The organism is Pseudomonas sp. GW822-FHT06B12, assembly GCF_058799675.1.
Genome location: NZ_JBXALR010000003.1, coordinates 351,192 through 372,867 on the forward strand (window position 1 = coordinate 351,192; position 21,676 = coordinate 372,867).

Consider the following 21,676-nt stretch of genomic DNA (forward strand, 5'->3'; position numbering starts at 1 on the left):
GGAATGATCGTTTTGTCATAAGGACGTAACGATAATGATGCTAAGGCCATAAGTAACACGATGTAATTCCCGTGTTCATTGACCAAAGCTCGCTATGATCAGCCTTTCACTGGATGATGAGGCTAATCCTTTCGTGAGAATGTCCACCCGTTGCACTCGGGTACTATTCGACGAAGGGTCGAGTTATGACATTTTGTTGCATAGAATTTCTTATCTGCCTGGGCATCTAAGCTCATTCAACCGGTTGGTTGGCTGTGCGGCCAGGGTGGGACGGCACACTTTCGTGCCACGCGAGCGCTCTTCAAGAAAAGCGCTTGATTGAAAAACGAGCGGTCAATGCGTTGCCCGTTCACTTATTGCTAAAGGCCCTGGAACTCCCATGTCGGATCGTTACGAACTCTTCCTCACTTGCCCAAAAGGCCTCGAAGGTCTGCTTATCGAGGAAGCCGTCGGGCTTGGCCTTGAGGAAGCGCGCGAGCACACTTCTGCCGTGCGCGGCATGGCCGACATGGAAACGGCTTATCGCCTGTGCCTGTGGTCACGTCTGGCTAACCGGGTGCTGCTGGTGCTCAAGCGTTTCCCGATGAAGGACGCCGAAGACCTGTACCACGGCGTACTGGATATCGAGTGGCAAGACCACATGCTTAATGACGGCACCCTGGCCGTTGAATTCAGCGGTCACGGCTCGGGCATCGACAACACCCACTTCGGCGCCCTGAAAGTGAAGGACGCCATCGTCGACAAACTGCGCACCCCGTCGGGCGAGCGTCCGTCCATCGACAAGCTCAACCCGGACCTGCGCATTCACCTGCGTCTGGACCGTGGCGAAGCAATCCTCTCCCTCGACTTGTCTGGCCACAGCCTGCACCAGCGCGGCTATCGCCTGCAGCAAGGTGCGGCGCCGCTGAAGGAAAACCTCGCGGCGGCGATTCTGATTCGTTCCGGCTGGCCACGGATTGCGGCTGAAGGCGGCGCTCTGGCTGACCCGATGTGCGGTGTCGGTACGTTCCTCGTCGAAGCGGCGATGATCGCCGCCGACATGGCGCCGAACCTGCGCCGTGAGCAGTGGGGCTTCACCGCCTGGCTCGGTCACGTGCCGGCGTTGTGGAAAAAACTTCACGAAGAAGCCACCGCCCGCGCCGCTGCCGGTCTGGCCAAGCCGCCGCTGTGGATTCGCGGTTACGAAGCCGACCCACGGCTGATTCAACCGGGCCGCAACAACGTCGAGCGCGCAGGCCTGAGCGAGTGGATCAAGATCTACCAGGGCGAAGTCGCAACCTTCGAGCCGCGTCCGGACCAGAACCAGAAAGGCCTGGTGATCTGCAACCCTCCGTACGGCGAGCGTCTGGGCGACGAGGCAAGCTTGCTTTATCTCTACCAGAACCTCGGCGAGCGTCTGCGTCAGGCTTGCCTGAACTGGGAAGCGGCGGTGTTCACCGGCGCGCCGGATCTGGGCAAGCGCATGGGGATTCGCAGCCACAAACAGTATTCGTTCTGGAACGGCGCCTTGCCGTGCAAATTGCTGTTGATCAAAGTGCTGCCGGATCAGTTCGTCACCGGTGAGCGTCGTACCCCGGAACAGCGTCAGGCTGAGCGTGAACAGGCTGCCTACGATCAGTCGCCGGTCGAGCCGCAAGAGCGTCAGTACAACAAGAACGGCAATCCGATCAAACCTGTACCGGCGCCGGCTCCTGTTGTTGAACAGGCACGCCTGAGCGAAGGCGGGCAGATGTTTGCCAACCGCCTGCAAAAGAACCTCAAGGCCATGGGCAAGTGGATCAAGCGCGAGGGTATCGACTGCTACCGTGTCTACGATGCCGACATGCCGGAATACTCCATGGCCATCGACCTCTATCACGACTGGGTCCATGTTCAGGAATACGCGGCACCGAAGTCGATCGATCCGGAAAAAGCCTCGGCGCGTATGTTCGACGCGCTGGCAGCCATTCCGCAGGCCTTGAACATCGACAAGAGCCGTGTGGTCGTGAAACGTCGCGAGCGTCAGAGCGGCACCAAGCAGTACGAACGCCAGAGCGCGCAGGGCAAGTTCACCGAGGTGAACGAAGGTGGCGTGAAGTTGCTGGTCAACCTGACCGACTACCTCGACACCGGCCTGTTTCTGGACCACCGCCCAATGCGTCTGCGGATTCAGAAAGAGGCGGCCGGCAAGCGCTTCCTCAATCTGTATTGCTACACCGCGACGGCCAGCGTCCATGCGGCCAAGGGCGGCGCGCGTAGCACCACCAGCGTCGACCTGTCGAAAACCTATCTGGATTGGGCACGCCGCAACCTGTCGCTGAACGGTTTCTCTGACAAGAACCGCTTGGAGCAGGGCGATGTGATGGCCTGGCTGGAAGCCAATCGTGACGAGTTCGACATGATCTTTATCGATCCACCGACCTTCTCCAACTCCAAGCGCATGGAAGGGATTTTCGACGTCCAGCGCGACCACGTGCAGTTGCTGGACCTGGCCATGGCCCGTCTGGCGCCGGGTGGCGTGTTGTATTTCTCCAACAACTTCCGCAAGTTCCAGCTCGAAGAAAACCTCACGGCGCGCTATGCCGTCGAGGAGATCACCGCACAAACCATCGACCCGGACTTTGCCCGTAACGGCAAGATCCATCGCGCCTGGAAAATCATGGCGCGCTGAGGTCTGATTGGATCCATAGAGCCTTGATTTTTCGAGGCTCTGTGGTCTTTTGGCGCTGGCTAATCTAGTGGCTAATAGCTATAACTTCACTCAAAGCCAAGGTGACACCAAAGCACGCCGGCGTTTTGAGTTTTGCTTATGCCGTTGCACGCCGTACGACCCAAGATCCTGGGCTTCATCAGCGAAGAGGTTTCGGCCTCGCTAGTTGCGCTGCTGGTTCTACTGGCTGGCGGCGTGCTGACGGGGCTGCTCGCCTGGGCCAGCCTCAATGCGCACCATCAACAGATGGCGCAGAACTTTCAATTGCTGGTCAACGAGCGCAAAAGCCGGATTACCGAGCGTTTCGACGATCAGGAACAGCGCCTCGATAGCCTGCGGCGATTTTTCGTCAACTCCGAATCGGTTTCCCGTAAAGAGTTCGACGGTTTTACCAAAGCACTGTTGCAAAGAACTCAGGCCTACGCCTGGGCGCCGTCGGTTGCCCGCAGTGAGCGTGCCGCGTTCGAACTGCGGGTGCGCGAGCAGGGTAAAACAGGGTTTTCCATCCGCGACCTGACGCCTTCCGCAGAGTTGCAACCTGCCACCGAACGTGATGAGTACGCTCCGGTGTTGTACAGCCAGACGCAAAGCTCAAAAGGCGCGCCGCTGGGTTTTGATTTGCTCTCGGAACCGCTACGTCGCGCAACCCTGCAAAGGGCCCGTAACCTGAACGCGATGGCGGTGTCCGAGCCCACGCACCTGCTGGGTGTCGATCCTGAATACGCCCGTGGCGTGCTGCTGGTCGAGCCGGTTTTGCGCAATGCCACAGCGTCTGCTCATGATGCCGCGCCCCTTGGTTACGTGCTGGCAGTGATCAGCATGCGTCAGTTGGTGGCCGATGGTTTTCCGATGCCAGCTCAGGACAACCTTGTGGTGCAGATTCGCGGTCAGGCGCAGGGAGGTCAGGCAGAAGCGCTCTACGAATCCACTAACCCAGTGGCGAATCAACCGTTGCATTACAGCTCGATGTTGCGCCTGGGCGATCATGTCTACGATCTCGACATCCGCACCAGCGCGGTGTTTGAGCGTGCCAATCATTCGGCGGTTACCAGCCTGATCGTGATGGGGACGCTGTTGAGCGTGCTGCTCAGTGCCTTGCTCTACATTCTGGTCAGTCAACGGCAACGAGCGCTGGCGCTGGTTGAGCAGAGTACCCGCGAGTTGCGCCTGCGTGAGCAGGAGTTGAACAGCGCTCATGGGCAGTTACGCGGAGTGCTGGACGCTGCGACCCAGGTGGCGGTGATTGCCACTAACCTGCGCGGTGTGATCACGACCTTCAATGCCGGTGCCGAGCACATGCTCGGTTATCGCAGCGGCGATGCGCTGGGGCATATGACTCTGGAAAGCCTGCACCTGCCCCTTGAGCTGGAGGCGCGAGCGGTGGAGCTCAGTCAGCGTTACGGCAAGCCGGTGCCGAGCTGTCAGGCGATGCTGGTGGAAGGAGGCGATGCGGGTGGGCACGAAGCGCGTGAATGGACCTTGGTGCGTCAGGACGGCAGCCATCTGACGGTGAACATGCTCGCCACCGCCGTGCTTGATGAACAAGGGCTTTGGGTCGGGCATCTGGCGATCTGCATCGACATCACCGAGCGCAAGCGCGTGCATGAAGCGTTGGCGGCGCGCGATTTGTTGCTCAAGAAACTCAGCGCGCATGTGCCGGGCGGTATTTATCAGTTCAAGATGGCGGCGGACGGGCGCTTCAGTGTGATCTACGCCAGTGACGGCATCCGTGATATTTACGAGATCGATCCAGACGTGCTGCAACAGAATGCCGAGGCTATTTTCGAGCGAATTTATCCGCAGGATGTGGCTCGGGTGCGCGCCTCGATCCGGATCTCTTCGCAAAAGCTCAGCCCGTGGCGCGAAGAATACCGTGTGCAGTTACCCGTACGTGGCCTGCGTTGGGTGCGCGGTGAGGCAACGCCGGAAGAACTGCCCGGCGGTGGAGTGCTGTGGCATGGCTATATTTCGGATATCTCCGACCTCAAGCGGGTCGAGGAAGAGCTGCGCGCGTTGTCGGTGACCGACGCGCTGACCGGGATTCACAATCGGCGCTATTTCCAGGAGCGGCTGACCACGGAAATGGCTCGGGTCGAGCGCGGTACCGGGGAATTGGCGGTGATCATGCTCGATATCGATCACTTCAAACGCATCAATGACGTGTACGGCCACGCGGCAGGCGATCGGGTGTTGCAGGCGATCTGTCAGCGCATCCGCCACCGCTTGCGGCGTACCGATGTGTTCTGTCGCCTGGGGGGCGAGGAGTTTATGGTGTTGTGTCCCGACACCGACGGGCAGCACGCCCATACGTTGGCCATCGAGCTATGGCAGAGCTTGCGCAATACGCCGATCGACGGGCTGGGGACGGTGACTGCGAGTTTCGGTATCGCCAGCTGGCGTTCCGGAGAAGGTGCCGATGCCTTGCTGTTGCGCGCTGACTCAGGGGTTTATGCGGCGAAGCAGGCCGGGCGGGATCGGGTTGAGATGGAGTTGGCCTAGGCGGGTTGCGCACAAGCTTTTGTGGGAGCGAGCCTGCTCGCGATGAACGATGACACGGTCATTCTGATACACCGCGTTGCCCGCATCGCGAGCAAGCTCGCTCCCACACTGGATCTGTGGCGTTTGATGGATCGGCTTAAAGCGCCGACTCGGCTGTCGCCATTTTCGGCTGGCGGTACAGATCCAGCAGCACCTGATCAAGCACCGTATGCGCGCCAAATGGCGCGGGATCGTTGAGGATCGCGACCACAGCCCAGGTATTGCCGTTGCTGTCGCGGCTGAAACCGGCAATAGCGCGCACGGTGTTCAGGGTGCCGGTCTTGACGTGTGCTTCACCCCTCATCGCGGTGGTCTTGAGGCGTTTGCGCATGGTGCCGTCCATGCCGCTGATCGGCAGCGAACTGACGAACTCGGCCGAGTACGGGCTTCTCCAGGCGGCTTGCAGCATGCTCGCCATCTCACGAGCGCTGACCCGTTCTGCACGCGACAGACCGGAGCCGTTCTCCATCACCAGGTGCGGCGCGGTGATGCCTTTCTTCGCCAGCCACTGCCGGACTACACGTTGTGCGGCTTTTGCATCGTCAGGATCAGCGTCGGTGCGGTATTTCGCGCCCAGGCTGAGGAACAGCTGCTGAGCCATGGTGTTGTTACTATATTTGTTGATGTCGCGGATGATTTCCGCCAGGTCAGGCGAGAACGCCCGGGCCAGTACCTTGGCATCTTTCGGCACGGCGGCGAGACGATCCTTGCCCTGAATGCTGCCACCCAGTTCCTGCCAGATCGCGCGTACGGCACCAGCGGTGTAGGTTGCGTGGTCGAGCAGCGAAAGGTAAGTCTGCGAGCTGCAACCGTCGGCCAACTGGCCCGCAACCGTCACGGACACGCTGCCGTCGGCCTGAGTCACCGGGTTGTAGCGCACGCCACCCGAGCACTGTTTGCCGCTGAGCGCTTTGACCTGGTTGTCGATGCGAATGCTGGCGATCGGAGGCTCGACCGATACCAATACCTTGCCCGAATCGTTACGAGCCACGAAGCGCAAGGCCTTGAGGTTGACCATCAGCGCGTCGGGCTTGACCAGGAACGGCTTGTTCTCGTCTTTACCATCGTCATTGAATTCAGGCAATTGCGGTTGGACGAAGAAGCTGCGGTCCAGCACCAGGTCACCGGTGACTTGCTGCACGCCATTGGCCCGCAGGTCACGCATCAGCAACCAGAGTTTTTCCATGTTCAGCTTCGGATCGCCGCCGCCCTTGAGGTACAGGTTGCCGTGCAGGATGCCGCCACTGAGGGTGCCGTCGGTGTAGAACTCGGTTTTCCACTGGTGATTCGGGCCAAGCATTTCCAGCGCGGCGTAGGTGGTCACAAGCTTCATGGTCGACGCCGGATTGACCGAAACGTCAGCGTTGAAAACGGTCGCTGTGCCGGGGCCGTTGAGTGGAATCATCACCAGCGACAGGGCGCTGTCCTTCAACTTGCTGGCTCTGAGAGCCTTTTCAACATTGGGTGACAGGGCTGTGTTGGTCGGGGCAGCGGAAACCGGGAAGGCCAGAGGCACAAGCAGGCTGGCGAGAAGCAATGGACGCAAAGATTTGATCATCTGAAGTAAAACCCTACAGCCGAGGGGAAAAAAGATGAGGGCATGAAGATAAATTCCCTCAGTGGTCACGAAAGTGTCGGCATTATGCCCCAAGGTATGGCGCCTTGTGCCGTACACAGAGGGCCGAATCCGCTATTTTTTTTACCGGCGGTAGGCACAAGTTCCCAGAGAGTCGGGCAAACAGCGGCTTAAACTGCTAAAGTGCCGCCCGTTATTACTTTTGAGGATTGTTCCAATGGCGACTAACCGTTCCCAGCGTCTGCGCAAAAAACTCTGCGTCGATGAATTTCAAGAGCTGGGTTTCGAACTGAACCTGGATTTCAAAGAAGATCTGGCTGATGAGGCTGTTGACGCTTTCCTCGACGCGTTTCTGAAAGAAGCCATGGAAGCAAACGGCCTCGGCTACGTTGGCGGCGACGACTTTGGTCTGGTTTGCCTGCAGAAACGTGGCTCGGTCAGCGCAGAACAACGCGCCGCCGTTGAAGCCTGGCTGAAAGCTCGCACCGAGCTGACCAGCGTAGAAGTCAGCCCGTTGCTGGACGTTTGGTACCCGGAAAAGCCGATCAATCCGGTAGCTTGATGTTCAAAAAAACGGCGACCTGAGGGTCGCCGTTTTTGCAAAGATCAAAAGATCAAAAGATCGCAGGCTTCGCCAGCTCCTACAGGGTGTACGCATGTAGGAGCTGCCGAAGGCTGCGATCTTTTGCTTTTCAGGCTTGTCGCCAATTCAGAATCATCAGCGTCACCACCCCCGCCACAATCCCCCAGAATGCCGAACCGATGGAAAACAGCGTCAACCCCGACGCAGTGACCATAAAGGTGATCAGCGCTGCTTCACGTTCTTTCACTTCGCTCATGGCGATGCTCAGACCATTGATGATCGAACCAAACAGCGCCAGTGCAGCAATCGACAGCACCAGCTCTTTCGGCAGGGCGGCGAACAATGCGGCCAGGGTTGCACCAAAGACTCCGGCAATCCCGTAGAAAATCCCGCACCAGACTGCTGCGGTGTAACGCTTGTTGCGGTCTTCATGGGCATGCGGCCCGGTGCAGATCGCGGCGCTGATGGCTGCAAGGTTGATCCCGTGGGAGCCAAAGGGTGCCAACAGCAGCGAAGCAATGCCGGTGGTGGTGATCAGCGGCGAGGCCGGCACGTTGTAGCCGTCGGCACGCAATACGGCGATGCCGGGCATGTTCTGCGAGGTCATGGCGACCACGAACAGTGGAATGCCGATGCTGATGGTCGCCGCGAGGGAAAAGTGCGGAGTAGTCCAGACCGGGGTTGCCACTTCGAGGTGGAAACCGCTGAAGTCTAGCAGGCCCATGAAGCCGGACAGTGCCGTGCCGATCAGCAGCGCTGCCAGCACCGCATAACGCGGCGACAGGCGCTTGACCACCAGATAGGTGAAAAACATCCCCAGCACCAGGCCGGTGCGATGCTGGGCGGCGACGAAGATTTCACTGCCGATTTTGAACAGGATCCCCGCCAGTAACGCGGCCGCCAGGGATGCCGGAATGCGTTTGATCAGACGTTCGAAGCTGCCAGTCATACCGCAAAGGGTGACGAGCACGGCGCAGGTGATGTAGGCGCCAATCGCCTCGCCGTAGGTCACGCCCGACAGGCTGGTGATCAGCAACGCCGCACCGGGCGTCGACCAGGCGATGGTGATCGGTGTGCGATAGCGCAAGGACAAACCGATCGAGCACACCGCCATGCCAATCGAAATCGCCCAGATCCACGATGAAATCTGCCCGCTGGTCAGGCCCGCCGCCTGGCCGGCCTGGAACATCAGCACCAGCGAGCTGGTGTAGCCGGTCATCATGGCGATGAACCCGGCGACGATGGCCGAAGGTGAAGTGTCGGCCAGTGGGCGAAGTTGCGCGTGAGTGGCGTCGGTCATGGCGCGGTGTTTCCTTGTTCTGTTGAAAATCTCGCTACCTGCGTAGGAGCTGCCGAAGGCTGCGATCTTTTGATTCTGGCTTTTGCGGTGTTGCCGAGAAAAAGATCGCAGCCTTCGGCAGCTCCTACGCAGGGGGCGTGCATAGGCCACGGGGGTTGTGTTCAAGCCTAAACTCAAACGTGACTGGGTGTTGCAATACAGCCGGGGGCGTATATGGCCGTACAGTCGTGTTGCCACCACCGGTTGTGTACAATGTGCTGTGTTTTTTACGCAATACTTGCCAGCGACCCACTGTGCCGTATTACAGTCACAGTTAATTCGCCGCAGTTCTCCCGACTCGAGTGCCCATGAACGAACAGTTGCAGCCCCTCAAGAAACAACCGCGAGCAGGTAAAGCCGGCCGCAGCGGAACCCAGGACGATATCGTCTATGCGCATATCTTCGAGGCCATCCTCGAACAGCGCCTGGCGCCCGGTACAAAATTGAGCGAAGAGGCGCTGGGAGAGATTTTCGGGGTCAGCCGCACCATCATTCGCCGTGCGCTGTCACGTCTGGCCCACGAAGGTGTGGTGCTGTTGCGTCCCAACCGTGGCGCCGTGGTTGCCAGTCCGAGTGTTGAAGAGGCCCGTCAGGTATTCATGGCACGGCGTCTGGTTGAGAAGGCGATCACCGAACTGGCAGTCGTACACGCGACCGCCGAACAAATTGCCGAGCTGCGGCAGATGGTCAACGACGAGCGCGACAGCTTCTCCCGTGGCGACCGCGGTGCCGGTATCCGTCTGTCTGGCGAATTCCACCTGAAACTGGCCGAAGCGGCGAAGAACGCCCCGCTGATCAGCTTCCAGCGCAGCCTGGTGTCGCAGACTTCCTTGATCATCGCCCAGTATGAAAGCGGTAACCGTTCGCACTGTTCCTACGATGAACACACGCAGCTGATCGATGCCATCGAGGCCCGCGACGCCGAACTGGCGGTGAACCTGATGATGCATCACATGGATCACATCGACAGCAAGCTCAACCTCGACGAAGAAAGCGCCTCGGACGATTTGCACGCGGTGTTCTCGCACCTGTTGCAGACCAAGAAGCCAGGGCGGTCGACCGCCAAGCTTTGAGTTGAATCAACGCCACCGAGTCGCGCCTATCGCGAGCAAGCTCGCTCCCACAGGGTTTTGTGCTGAATGCAAATTCTGTAACCACTGAAGATCAACTGTGGGAGCGAGCTTGCTCGCGATAGCGGTCTGACAGGCGATAAAAAATCCCCCGCAACCAACGATTGCGGGGGATTTTTCGTTTCAGAAGGGCTTAGCGCTGGTGAACGAGGTTGCCCGCCGCATAAGTCTGCAACACCGTCCGGTCATCACCCAATGTCATCAGCACAAACAACGTCTCGGCGATGGTGTTGGCCTGTTTCAGGCGATAGCTGAGCAGCGGCGTGGCGTTGTAGTCCAGTACCAGGAAGTCGGCGTCGGTGCCCGGTTGCAGGGTGCCGATCTTGTCTTCCAGGCGCAGTGCGCGGGCGCCGCCGAGGGTCGCCAGGTACAGCGACTTGAACGGGCTCAGGCGTGCGCCTTGCAACTGCATGACTTTGTAGGCTTCGTTCAGGGTTTGCAGCAGCGAGAAGCTGGTGCCGCCGCCGACGTCAGTGCCCAGGCCCACGTTCAGGTTGTGCTTCTCGGCCATCGGCAGGTTGAACAGACCGCTGCCGAGGAAGAAGTTCGAGGTCGGGCAGAAAGCGATGGCCGAGCCGGTTTCAGCCAGACGTGCGCACTCGTCGTCGCACAGGTGCACGCCGTGCGCGAATACCGAGCGCTCGCCGAGCAATTTGTAGTGGTCGTAGACGTCCAGGTAACCCTTGCGCTCCGGGAACAGCTCCTTGACCCATTCGACTTCCTGCAGGTTTTCACTGATGTGAGTCTGCATGTACAGGTCGGGGTATTCGCTGAGCAACTGGCCGGCGAGGGTCAACTGTTCCGGGGTGCTGGTCGGTGCGAAGCGCGGCGTCACCGCATAGTGCAGGCGACCCTTGCCGTGCCAGCGTTCGATCAGTGCCTTGCTTTCGACGTAGCTGGATTCAGCGGTGTCAGTCAGGTAGTCCGGCGCGTTGCGATCCATCATCACCTTGCCGGCGATCATCCGCAGATCAAGCGTCCGTGCGGCTTCGAAGAACGAGTCCACCGATTGCGGGTGCACGCTGCCAAACACCAGTGCGGTGGTGGTGCCGTTGCGCAGCAATTCCTTGATGAAAATGCCGGCGACTTCTTCGGCGTGGGCCTTATCGGCGAACTGGCTTTCGCACGGGAACGTGTAGGTATTGAGCCAGTCCAGCAGTTGTTCGCCGTACGCGCCGACCATGCCGGTTTGCGGCAGGTGAATGTGCGTGTCGATGAAGCCAGGAGTGATCAGAGCGTCCTGATAATGGGTGATTTGAATGTCGGCGGGCAGACTGGCAAGCAGTTCGCTGGCGTGGCCGATGGCGCTGATTTGGCCGTTTTCAGTCACCAGCAGGCCATCTTCGAAATACTCGTAAGAGGCTTCGATGCCAACCACGGCTGGGTCGGCGATGCTGTGCAGGATGGCGGCGCGGTAGGCTTTGCGAATCAAAGGCATGAGGTGTTCTCAGTTTGTGGCTTGACTGCGGCGCGAGGCGGGCAGCAGTTTGGCGATAGGTTCGGCTTTTGCGGTGTGCTGGCCGAAATTCGCGTTATAGGTGGCGATGATTTCACCGGCGATGGAGATGGCGATTTCCACCGGCAATTTGCCTTTGACCTCGCCCAGACCCATCGGGCAGCGCATGCGTTGCAGCACGGCGTTGTCGAAACCGCGCTCGCGCAGGCGGTGTTCGAACTTCACCCGTTTGGTCTTCGAGCCGATCAGGCCGAAGTAGGCAAAGTCGTTGCGCTTGAGGATCGCCGCGGTGAGTTCCAGGTCGAGCTGGTGATTGTGGGTCATGACGATGCAGTAACTGCCAGCGGGCAGGTCGTCGATTTCGTCCACCGGTTCTTCGGCGACGATTTTACGCACGCCATGGGGGATCTGTTCGGGGAACTCCGCTTCCCGCGAGTCGATCCAGCGCACGCGGCAGGGCAGGCTGGCCAGCAACGGCACCAGCGCCCGACCGACGTGGCCGGCGCCGAACACAGCGATCTGTGCTTGCACCTGGCCCATGGGTTCGAACAGCAACACGGTGACGCCGCCGCAGCATTGACCCAGGCTGGCGCCGAGGGTGAAACGTTCCAGATGGGTGTCCTGTTTGCCGCTGGCAAGCATCTCCCGCGCGACCTGCATCGCCTTGTATTCCAGATGCCCACCACCGATGGTGTCGAACGTCTGCGTGGCGCTGACGACCATCTTCGAACCGGCATTGCGCGGCGTTGAGCCGAGCTCTTCGATGATGGTCACCAACACGCAGGGTTCACCCTGGGTTTGCAGGTCGGCGAGGGCGTCGATCCAGTTGTACATGTTTTCACCCCTACAACATTGTTGTCTGTTCGGGCCTCATCGCGAGCAAGCTCGCTCCCACATTAGATCTGCGTCGTGCATAGATCTCCTGTGGGAGCGAGCTTGCTCGCGATGGCCGCGACGCGGTCGTTACAGCGAAGCGAGCTCAGCCTCGGCTGCTACGGCTTTCGAAGCCTTCAACTGGCGCATCTGTTCACAGCCCCACAACACCCGCTCCGGTGTGGCGGGTGCGTCGATTTTTGGTTGATGTTTGTAATCGCCCAGGCTGGCCACCGCATCCTTGATCGCACACCAGGCGGCGATGCCGAGCATGAACGGCGGTTCGCCCACGGCCTTGGAATGGAACACCGTGTCTTCCGGGTTCTTGCGGTTTTCCACCAGCTTCACGCGCAAATCCAGCGGCATGTCGGCGACTGCCGGGATCTTGTAGCTGGCCGGGCCGTTGGTCATCAGTTTGCCCTTGGCGTTCCACACCAGCTCTTCCATGGTCAGCCAGCCCATGCCCTGGATGAAGCCACCCTCGACCTGACCCATGTCGATGGCCGGGTTCAGCGAGGCGCCGACGTCATGCAGGATGTCGGTACGGAGCATTTTGTATTCGCCGGTCAGGGTGTCGACAATCACCTCGGCGCAGGCTGCGCCAAAAGCGAAGTAGTAGAACGGCCGACCGCGTGCCTGGCTGCGGTCGTAGTAGATTTTCGGGGTCTTGTAGAAGCCGGTGCTGGACAGCGACACCTGAGCGAAGTACGCCTGTTGGATCAGCTCTTCGAAGGTCAGGATCTGATCGCGAACCCGCACGTGGCCGTTGTGAAATTCCACGTCTTCTTCGCTGACCGCAAACTTGCGCGCGGCAAATTCCACCAGGCGTTGCTTGATGATTTCAGCGGCGTTTTGCGCAGCCTTGCCGTTCAGGTCGGCGCCACTGGACGCGGCGGTCGGCGAGGTGTTCGGGACCTTGTCGGTGTTGGTCGCGGTGATCTGCACACGGTCGATTTCAACCTGGAACACTTCGGCCACGACTTGTGCAACTTTGACGTTCAAACCCTGGCCCATTTCGGTGCCGCCGTGGTTCAGGTGGATACTGCCGTCGGTGTAGACGTGAATCAGCGCACCGGCCTGGTTGAGGAAGCTGGCGGTGAAGGAAATACCGAATTTCACCGGGGTCAGCGCCAGGCCTTTTTTCAGGATCGGGCTGTTGGCGTTGTAGCGCCGGATCGCTTCGCGGCGTTCGGCGTACTGGCTGCTTTCTTCCAGCTCAGCAGTTATTTCCTCGAGCATGTTGTGCTCGACGGTCTGGTAGTAATGGGTGACGTTGCGCTCGGTCTTGCCGTAGTAGTTGGCCTTGCGCACGGCCAGTGGATCAAGGGCCAGATGACGGGCGATGGCGTCCATCACTTCTTCGATGGCGACCATTCCTTGTGGGCCGCCAAAGCCACGATAGGCGGTGTTCGACGCGGTGTTGGTCTTGCAGCGGTGACCGTTGATGGTCGCGTCGCCCAGGTAGTACGAGTTGTCCGAGTGGAACATCGCCCGGTCGACGATCGACGCCGACAGGTCGGGTGAGCAACCGCAGTTGCCAGCCAGTTCCAGCTGGATGCCGTGCAGGCGCCCGGTGTCGTCGAAGCCCACATCGTATTCAATGTAGAACGGGTGACGTTTGCCGGTCATCAGCATGTCTTCGACCCGTGGCAGACGCATTTTGGTCGGCTGCCCGGTCAGGTGCGCGATCACTGCACAGAGGCAGGCGGGGCTGGCGGCCTGGGTTTCCTTGCCGCCGAAACCACCGCCCATGCGACGCATGTCGACGACGATTTTGTTCATCGACACGTCGAGCACTTCCGCCACCAGTTTCTGCACTTCGGTGGGGTTCTGGGTCGAGCAGTAGACGATCATGCCGCCGTCTTCAGTCGGCATCACCGAAGAGATCTGGGTTTCGAGATAAAAGTGTTCCTGGCCGCCGATGTGCAGCGTGCCTTGAATCCGGTGCTCTGCGGTCGCCAGCGCAGTGGCCGAATCGCCGCGTTTGTGGGTGTGGCTATCCAGCACGAAGTGGCGTTTGCGCAGGGCTTCGACCACGTCGAGCACCGGCTCCAGATCTTCATATTCGATGATCGCCGCCATTGCAGCTTTGCGTGCGGTTTCCAGGTCTTTCGCGGCTACTGCGAGCACCGGCTGACCGACGAATTGCACATCATCGATGGCCAGCAACGGATCGCCCGGCAACAACGGACCGATGTCTTTGAGGCCCGGCACATCTTCGTGGGTAATAGCGATGCGCACGCCTTCGAAGGCGTAGCAGGGCTGGGTGTCGATGCTGATGATTTTCGCGTGGGCGCGATCCGAAAGCCGCGCGTAAACGTGCAGCTGATTCGGGAATTCCAGTCGGTCGTCGATGTACTGGGCTTCACCAGACACATGCTTGTCGGCGCTGTCGTGCTTGACGCTGCGACCGACACCGGTGGTCAGGTCTTTGGCAAACAACTCGGCCAGTTCGGCTTGGGTCTTTTCGACTTTGTGATGGTTAGACATAAGCGGTCACCCGAGTCTCGATGTGCGGTGTTTGCAGTTCGATGAAGTATTTACGCAGCAGGTTCTGCGCGCTGAGCAGGCGGTATTCCTTGCTTGCGCGGAAGTCCGAGAGTGGCGTGAAATCTTCTGCCAGGGCTGCGCAGGCACGTTCCACTGTGGCGTTGCTCCACTGCGCACCGAGCAGCGCGGCTTCGCAGCTTTTGGCGCGTTTTGGCGTCGCCGCCATGCCACCGAACGCGACGCGGGCGTCGGCAACCACGCCGTTTTCGATGCGCAGATTGAACGCCGCGCAGACCGCGGAAATGTCATCGTCCAGACGCTTGGAGACCTTGTAGGCGCGGAACAGCTGTTCAGCGCTGGCGCGCGGCACGATGATCTTTTCGATGAACTCGCTTTCCTGGCGCGCAGTGACCCGGTAATCGATGAAATAGTCTTCCAGTGCCAGGGTGCGACGGGTTTCGCCTTTACACAAAACGATCTGCGCGCCGAGAGCGATCAGCAGCGGTGGCGAGTCACCAATCGGCGAGGCGTTGCCAATGTTGCCGCCAAGGGTGCCCTGATTGCGGATTTGCAAGGAGGCGAAACGTTGCAGCAATTCGCCGAAGTCCGGGTACTCGGCCTCAAGAGCGTCATAGCAGTCGGAGAGGGCGGTGGCGGCGCCGATTTCCAGGCGGTCGTCAAAGCGCTCGATGCGCTTCATTTCTGCAACGTTGCCAACGTAGATCATCACCGGCAACGTGCGGTGGAACTGGGTCACTTCCAGCGCCAGGTCGGTGCCGCCGGCCAACAGCCTGGCTTGCGGATAGGCGTCATAGAGATCGGCGAGATCGGCGACGGTCAGTGGCACCAGGCAGCGTTTGTCGCCGCTGTTCAGCTCACCGGTGTCGGTCGGCGCGATGGCCTTCAGGCGAGCGATGGTTTCGGCTTCGCGAGAATCGAACTGGTCGGTCTGTTTGCCGCAGCACACTTGTTCGGCGGCGGCGAGGATCGGCCGGTAGCCGGTGCAGCGGCAGAGGTTGCCGGCGAGGGCTTCGTGGGCTTTATGGGAGTCTGGGTGATCGCTGTTTTTCTGCAAGGCGAACAGCGACATGACGAAGCCCGGAGTGCAGAAGCCGCACTGCGAGCCGTGGCACTCGACCATGGCTTTTTGCACGCTGTGCAGCTCGCCCTGGTGTTTGAGGTCTTCGACGCTGATCAGCTGTTTGCCGTGCAGCGACGAAACAAACGTCAGGCACGAGTTGAGGCTGCGATAGCGAATGTGTTCGCGTCCGGTGTCGTCGGTCTGCAATTCGCCGACCACCACCGTGCACGCGCCACAGTCACCGCTGGCGCAACCTTCTTTGGTACCGGGTTTGCCCAAATGCTCGCGCAGATAGTTCAGCACGGTCAGATTCGGGTCCAGGGCGTGCTCGCTACGGAGTTCCTGGTTAAGTAAAAACTGGATCACGGAAGGCCTCGCAGACTCATTATTGTTGTTAACCGACTTGAACCTGAATTTATCAGGTCTGACTTTTCGGTCAATGATTTTCTGACTTAAAGGTCAGGAAAATCGCTTTTGCCGATCAACAGTAGCTTCTTTCATTATTGACCCTCTCGGGATACCTCGCTTTTTGCTTGAATCGTGCCAAATTCCGCTGGCTGGGCCCTGCGCCATCACCCATCAAGTGCGCTACACTGCGCCGCTTGTGCAGATCGAAGATTTTGAAGGAAAACCATGACGTTCAAGGCGCCGGATAGCCTCGCCGAGCAAATCGCTCACCACCTCGCCGAACGCATCATTCGCGGCGACCTCAAGCCGGGAGAGCGCATTCAGGAACAGAAGGTCACGCTGGCCCTCAATGTCAGCCGCGGCTCGGTTCGCGAAGCCTTGCTGATCCTTGAACGCCGGCACCTGATCGCCATCCTGCCGCGTCGTGGCGCCCACGTGACCGAACTCACCGCGCACAAGGTGCAGAGCCTGTGTACGCTGATGAGCGAGCTGTACATTCTGCTCGGCAATTCGGTGGCCAATGGCTGGTCGGTTCAGGCCGACATGGCGCCGTTCCTGCAAATCCAGCAGCGCTTGAGCGCCAGTTACGAGCGTCAGGACATCCGCGCCTTTGTCGAGGACAGCTTCAACGTGATGCGGGCCGCGTATCCATTCGCCAATAACCCGTACTTGCAGGAAACCGTCGAGAACCTGCAGCCAGCCATGAGCCGCGCGTATTTTCTTGCTCTGGAACAGCGCAAGGCCGAAATGAGCGAGTTCCTCGAACTGTTCGAGCGCTTGCTCGCGGCCGTGCTGGCCCGTGATCTGCCAGAGATTCGTATCGTGCTCTCGGCCTATGCCCGGCGCAGTTGCGATCTGGTGCTGTCTGCCTTGCCGGCGGCCTGAGCGTGCGGCTCAAGTGCATCAAACTGGCGGGGTTCAAATCCTTCGTCGACCCGACCACGGTGAACTTCCCCAGTAACATGGCGGCGGTGGTCGGGCCCAATGGTTGCGGCAAGTCGAATATCATCGACGCCGTACGTTGGGTGATGGGCGAGAGCTCGGCAAAGAACTTGCGCGGCGAGTCGATGACCGACGTCATCTTCAACGGTTCCACCAGCCGCAAGCCGGTGAGCCAGGCGAGCATCGAGCTGGTGTTCGACAACTCCGATGGCACGCTGATTGGTGAGTACGCGGCCTACGCGGAAATCTCCATTCGCCGCAAAGTCACCCGCGACAGCCAGACCACTTATTACCTCAACGGCACCAAATGCCGTCGCCGCGATATCACCGACATTTTTCTCGGTACCGGCCTGGGCCCGCGCAGCTACTCGATCATCGAACAGGGGATGATCTCCAAGCTGATCGAGTCCAAGCCCGAAGACCTGCGCAACTTCATCGAAGAAGCGGCGGGGATCTCCAAGTACAAGGAGCGCCGGCGCGAGACCGAAAACCGCATTCGTCGCACTCACGAAAACCTGGCGCGCCTGACTGACCTGCGCGATGAGCTGGAGCGTCAGCTCGAACGCTTGCACCGTCAGGCCCAGGCGGCCGAGAAGTATCAGGAATACAAAGCCGAAGAGCGTCAGCGCAAGGCTCAACTGTCGGCGTTGCGCTGGCAGGCATTGAACGAACAGGTCGGCCAGCGCGAGGCGATCATCGGCAACCAGGAAATCAGTTTCGAAGCCCTGGTCGCAGAGCAGCGCAATGCCGATGCGAGCATCGAACGGCTGCGCGACGGTCATCACGACCTGTCTGAGCGCTTTAATTTGGTGCAGGGACGCTTCTATTCGGTCGGCGGCGACATCGCCCGGGTCGAGCAGAGCATCCAGCACGGCCAGCAGCGTTTGCGTCAGTTGCAGGACGACCTCAAGGAAGCCGAGCGTTCGCGTCTGGAAACCGAGTCGCACCTGGGCCACGACCGCACCTTGTTGGCGACCCTCGGCGAAGAGCTGGACATGCTCACCCCCGAGCAGGAAGTCACCAGCGCCGCCGCTGAAGAAGCCGCCGCCGCGCTGGAAGAATCCGAAACCACCATGCACGGCTGGCAGGAGCAGTGGGACAGTTTCAACCTGCGCTCAGCCGAGCCACGGCGTCAGGCCGAAGTTCAGCAGTCGCGTATCCAGCAGCTGGAAACCAGCATGGAACGCCTGGCCGAGCGTCAACGTCGCTTGGCCGAAGAGCGCGACCTGCTCTCGGCGGACCCGGAAGACGCAGCGATCCTCGACCTCAACGAACAACTCGCCGCCAGCGAAGCGACCCTCGAAGATTTGCAGGCCAGCGAAGAAGCGCAGGTCGAGCGTCTTGAGCAGTTGCGTCAAGAGCTGCAACTGGCCCTGCAAAACCAGCAGCAGGCGCAGGGCGACTTGCAACGACTCAACGGACGCTTGGCCTCGCTGGAGGCGTTGCAGCAAGCGGCGCTCGATCCGGGCACCGGCGCCGCCGAGTGGTTGCGTGAGCAGCATCTGGCCGAGCGTCCGCGCCTGGCCGAAGGTTTGAAGGTTGAAGCGGGTTGGGAGCTGGCGGTGGAAACTGTGCTCGGCGCCGACCTGCAAGCGGTGCTGGTCGATGACTTCGCGGGCTTCGACCTGTCCGGGTTTGCCCAGGGCGATCTGCGCTTGCTCAGCCCGGCCAGCGACGGTGTGCGGATCCCCGGCAGTCTGCTCGACAAGGTCGAGGCGCAGATCGATCTGTCGCCGTGGCTGGGGCAGGTCAAACCGGTGGAAAGTCTCGAACAGGCGTTAGCGCTGCGTGGCCAATTGTCGGTCGGCGAAAGCCTGATCAGTCGTGACGGCTACTGGGTCGGGCGGCACTTTTTGCGGGTGCGCCGCGCCAGTGAAGCCGAGAGCGGCATGTTGGCGCGTGGCCAGGAAATCCAGCGTCTGGGGCTTGAGCGTGAAGAGCGTGAAGCGACCGTAGAGACGTTGGAAACCACCTTGCAAAACCTGCGCGCCCAACAGCGTCAGCAAGAGAATGGCCGCGAACACCTGCGCCGTTTGCTGCAAGACGAGGCGCGCCAGCAAGGCGAATTGAAAGCTCAGCTGTCCGCAGGCCTTGCCAAGGCCGAGCAACTGATGTTGCGTCGTACGCGTCTCGATGAAGAACTTGGCGAGTTGAGTGAGCAGCGCGCGCTGGAACACGAACAGGTTGGCGAGTCGCGCCTGCAATTGCAGGAAGCTCTCGACAGCATGGCGATCGACACCGAGCAGCGCGAGTTACTGCTGGCTCAGCGCGACAGCTTGCGCGAGCGCCTTGATCGAGTGCGGCAGGAAGCCCGTCAGCATAAAGACCACGCGCACCAATTGGCGGTGCGTCTGGGCTCGCTCAAGGCGCAACACGATTCAACCCGTCAGGCGCTGGAACGGCTGGAGTTGCAGTCCGAGCGTCTGACTGAAAAGCGCGAACAGCTCAGCCTCAATCTGGAGGAGGGCGAAGCGCCGCTGGAAGAGTTGCGGCTCAAGCTTGAAGAATTGCTCGACAAGCGCATGAGTGTCGACGAAGAGCTGAGAACTGCGCAGATTGCTCTGGAAGATGCCGACCGCGAATTGCGTGACGCCGAGAAGCGCCGCAGTCAGGCCGAGCAGCAATCGCAGTTGATCCGTGGCCAACTGGAACAACAGCGCATGGAATGGCAGGCGCTGACCGTGCGCCGCAAAACCTTGCAGGATCAATTGCTCGAAGACGGCTATGACTTGCACGGGGTGCTCGCCACGCTGGTGGCTGAAGCGAACGAAAAGGAAGCCGAAGAAGAACTCGAACGCATTGCCGCACGAATTCAGCGACTGGGTGCGATCAACCTCGCGGCCATCGACGAGTATCAGCAGCAGTCCGAGCGCAAGCGTTATCTGGATGCTCAGGACGCTGACCTGGTGGAAGCGCTCGATACCCTGGAAAACGTCATTCGCAAGATCGACAAGGAAACCCGCAATCGCTTCAAAGATACCTTTGATCAGATTAACGGTGGATTACAGGCGCTTTTCCCAAAAGTTTTCGGTGGCGGCAGCGCTTATTTGGAACTGACGGGCGAAGATCTACTCGATACAGGGGTAACGATCATGGCGCGTCCGCCCGGGAAGAAGAACAGCACCATCCATTTGCTGTCAGGCGGTGAAAAAGCCCTGACGGCACTGGCGCTGGTTTTTGCGATCTTCAAGCTGAACCCGGCACCGTTTTGCATGCTCGACGAAGTTGACGCGCCGCTGGATGACGCTAACGTTGGACGCTACGCCCGATTGGTGAAAGAGATGTCACAAACGGTGCAGTTCATCTATATCACCCACAACAAGATCGCCATGGAAATGGCCGAGCAATTGATGGGGGTTACGATGCACGAGCCCGGTTGTTCACGTCTGGTAGCCGTGGATGTCGAGGAGGCGATGGCAATGGTGGACGCCTGAGTCATGGCGCGTAGGCCATATGTTTGCGGGAATCAGGGATTTTTACCCGCGCAGATTGCTGGCCAATCGACATAATGGCTGAAGCCATCGTGACTGACGGTGTAAAGTTATCTTTGGTCGTGCTAGTTTAATGTCAATTTTTCGTATGCGTGGGCAAAACGCCATTCAGAACAGAGAGTTGGCGCCACGTTTTAAAGCGGTTTGCAGGTTGTAAACCCCTTATTTTTCAGCATTTTTTATAGAGGCACGGGATTACATGGAAATCGGTCTGCGCGAGTGGCTGATCGTCATCGGCATTATTGTCATTGCCGGTATTCTTTTTGATGGCTGGCGGCGTATGCGCGGCGGCAAGGGCAAACTGAAGTTTCGCCTCGACCGCAGCCTGTCCAACCTGCCGGACGAGGACAGCGGCGCTGAACTGCTGGGCCCGCCGCGCGTGCTGGATACGCATAAAGAGCCGCAACTCGACGAGCATGACTTGCCGTCGGTGAGTATGCCTGCCCGTGAGCCGCGTGAATCGGGTTCCAAGCGCGGCAAGCGTGGCAGCGAGCCGTCCCAGGGCGACCTGAATTTGAATCTGGATCTGGACGGCGGCCCGAGCTTCAGCAGCCGTGATGATTTTCCGGACGAAACCAAACCGTCAAGCACCAAGGCCGATAAAGAGCAGCCGCAGGCAGAAGAAGTACTGGTCATCAGCGTGATCTGCCGTGACCCGGGCGGTTTCAAAGGCCCGGCTCTGTTGCAGAATATTCTGGAAAGTGGTCTGCGCTTTGGCGAGATGGATATCTTCCATCGTCACGAAAGCATGGCCGGCAACGGCGAAGTGCTGTTCTCCATGGCTAACGCGGTCAAGCCTGGGGTGTTCGATCTGGACGATATCGATCTGTTCAGCACCCCGGCCGTCAGCTTCTTCCTCGGCTTGCCAGGCCCGCGTCACCCAAAACAGGCCTTCGACGTGATGGTCGCTGCCGCTCGCAAACTGTCCCAGGAGCTCAACGGCGAACTGAAAGACGACCAGCGCAGCGTACTGACCGCTCAGACCATCGAGCACTACCGTCAGCGTATCGTCGAGTTCGAGCGCCGCGCCCTGACCCAGAAGCGCTGATATCGACCCGAAGACTGCGGACGCTTGGTGAT

General features: G+C 59.8%; 13 protein-coding genes. 7 read left to right on the forward strand and 6 right to left on the reverse strand.

All coding sequences use genetic code 11. The features are described from left to right. Positions 1-379 precede the first annotated feature (379 nt). Positions 380-2,650: a bifunctional 23S rRNA (guanine(2069)-N(7))-methyltransferase RlmK/23S rRNA (guanine(2445)-N(2))-methyltransferase RlmL gene (gene rlmKL / locus AC1RKH_RS09140; protein ID WP_123425639.1), complete on the forward strand. Its 2,271-nt coding sequence runs from the start codon at positions 380-382 to the stop codon at positions 2,648-2,650. Between the two features lie 138 nt (positions 2,651-2,788). Beyond that, on the forward strand, positions 2,789-5,188 hold the full coding sequence (locus tag AC1RKH_RS09145) for a sensor domain-containing diguanylate cyclase (protein ID WP_493061495.1): 2,400 nt from the start codon (positions 2,789-2,791) through the stop codon (positions 5,186-5,188). A 136-nt stretch (positions 5,189-5,324) separates the two neighbouring features. Here the strand turns inward: AC1RKH_RS09145 and dacB are convergent, their stop codons facing one another. After that, positions 5,325-6,785, reverse strand: a complete 1,461-nt coding sequence (dacB, locus tag AC1RKH_RS09150; RefSeq protein ID WP_493061496.1) for a D-alanyl-D-alanine carboxypeptidase/D-alanyl-D-alanine endopeptidase — start codon at positions 6,783-6,785, stop codon at positions 5,325-5,327. 235 nt (positions 6,786-7,020) lie between these two features. Between dacB and AC1RKH_RS09155 the strand changes: the two genes are divergently transcribed. Next, positions 7,021-7,365, forward strand: a complete 345-nt coding sequence (locus AC1RKH_RS09155) for a YggL family protein (RefSeq protein ID WP_427547014.1) — start codon at positions 7,021-7,023, stop codon at positions 7,363-7,365. A gap of 130 nt (positions 7,366-7,495) precedes the next feature. On the opposite strand, the gene AC1RKH_RS09160 is transcribed toward AC1RKH_RS09155, so the two are convergent. Beyond that, a complete protein-coding gene (locus AC1RKH_RS09160) occupies positions 7,496-8,686 on the reverse strand; it encodes a benzoate/H(+) symporter BenE family transporter (protein ID WP_493061497.1) in 1,191 nt (396 codons plus the stop codon). Between the two features lie 347 nt (positions 8,687-9,033). Here AC1RKH_RS09160 and AC1RKH_RS09165 point away from each other — a divergent pair, with 347 nt between their 5' ends. Next, entirely contained in the window at positions 9,034-9,798 is a 765-nt protein-coding gene (locus AC1RKH_RS09165; RefSeq protein ID WP_123425643.1) for a GntR family transcriptional regulator, read from the forward strand. Between the two features lie 190 nt (positions 9,799-9,988). Here the strand turns inward: AC1RKH_RS09165 and guaD are convergent, their stop codons facing one another. From guaD to xdhA, 4 genes are all read right to left on the reverse strand, one after another. Beyond that, positions 9,989-11,293, reverse strand: coding sequence for a guanine deaminase (gene guaD / locus AC1RKH_RS09170; protein ID WP_493061498.1), 1,305 nt, complete (start codon positions 11,291-11,293; stop codon positions 9,989-9,991). Between the two features lie 9 nt (positions 11,294-11,302). Further along, on the reverse strand, positions 11,303-12,145 hold the full coding sequence (gene xdhC / locus AC1RKH_RS09175) for a xanthine dehydrogenase accessory protein XdhC (RefSeq protein WP_493061499.1): 843 nt from the start codon (positions 12,143-12,145) through the stop codon (positions 11,303-11,305). A 129-nt stretch (positions 12,146-12,274) separates the two neighbouring features. Further along, positions 12,275-14,674, reverse strand: coding sequence for a xanthine dehydrogenase molybdopterin binding subunit (xdhB, locus tag AC1RKH_RS09180; protein ID WP_493061500.1), 2,400 nt, complete (start codon positions 14,672-14,674; stop codon positions 12,275-12,277). Then, positions 14,667-16,121, reverse strand: coding sequence for a xanthine dehydrogenase small subunit (xdhA, locus tag AC1RKH_RS09185; RefSeq protein ID WP_493061501.1), 1,455 nt, complete (start codon positions 16,119-16,121; stop codon positions 14,667-14,669). Before xdhA ends, xdhB begins: the two co-directional genes overlap by 8 nt. Before the next feature lie 267 nt (positions 16,122-16,388). On the opposite strand from xdhA, the gene AC1RKH_RS09190 reads away from it, so the two are divergent. From AC1RKH_RS09190 to zipA, 3 genes are all read left to right on the forward strand, one after another. Further along, a complete protein-coding gene (locus tag AC1RKH_RS09190) occupies positions 16,389-17,048 on the forward strand; it encodes a GntR family transcriptional regulator (RefSeq protein ID WP_123425648.1) in 660 nt (219 codons plus the stop codon). A gap of 2 nt (positions 17,049-17,050) precedes the next feature. Beyond that, a complete protein-coding gene (gene smc, locus AC1RKH_RS09195) occupies positions 17,051-20,539 on the forward strand; it encodes a chromosome segregation protein SMC (RefSeq protein WP_493061502.1) in 3,489 nt (1,162 codons plus the stop codon). Between the two features lie 256 nt (positions 20,540-20,795). Further along, entirely contained in the window at positions 20,796-21,644 is an 849-nt protein-coding gene (gene zipA / locus AC1RKH_RS09200; protein ID WP_493061503.1) for a cell division protein ZipA, read from the forward strand. Positions 21,645-21,676: the final 32 nt, after the last annotated feature.

Excerpts from the sequence above, each read along its gene's own strand:
- dacB (WP_493061496.1), bottom strand. The coding sequence starts at position 6,785 with ATGATCAAATCTTTGCGTCCATTGCTTCTCGCCAGCCTGCTTGTGCCT.
- zipA (WP_493061503.1), top strand. The coding sequence starts at position 20,796 with ATGGAAATCGGTCTGCGCGAGTGGCTGATCGTCATCGGCATTATTGTC.
- xdhC (WP_493061499.1), bottom strand. The coding sequence starts at position 12,145 with ATGTACAACTGGATCGACGCCCTCGCCGACCTGCAAACCCAGGGTGAA.
- xdhB (WP_493061500.1), bottom strand. The coding sequence starts at position 14,674 with ATGTCTAACCATCACAAAGTCGAAAAGACCCAAGCCGAACTGGCCGAG.
- rlmKL (WP_123425639.1), top strand. The coding sequence starts at position 380 with ATGTCGGATCGTTACGAACTCTTCCTCACTTGCCCAAAAGGCCTCGAA.
- AC1RKH_RS09160 (WP_493061497.1), bottom strand. The coding sequence starts at position 8,686 with ATGACCGACGCCACTCACGCGCAACTTCGCCCACTGGCCGACACTTCA.
- AC1RKH_RS09155 (WP_427547014.1), top strand. The coding sequence starts at position 7,021 with ATGGCGACTAACCGTTCCCAGCGTCTGCGCAAAAAACTCTGCGTCGAT.
- AC1RKH_RS09165 (WP_123425643.1), top strand. The coding sequence starts at position 9,034 with ATGAACGAACAGTTGCAGCCCCTCAAGAAACAACCGCGAGCAGGTAAA.
- guaD (WP_493061498.1), bottom strand. The coding sequence starts at position 11,293 with ATGCCTTTGATTCGCAAAGCCTACCGCGCCGCCATCCTGCACAGCATC.
- AC1RKH_RS09190 (WP_123425648.1), top strand. The coding sequence starts at position 16,389 with ATGACGTTCAAGGCGCCGGATAGCCTCGCCGAGCAAATCGCTCACCAC.
- AC1RKH_RS09145 (WP_493061495.1), top strand. The coding sequence starts at position 2,789 with ATGCCGTTGCACGCCGTACGACCCAAGATCCTGGGCTTCATCAGCGAA.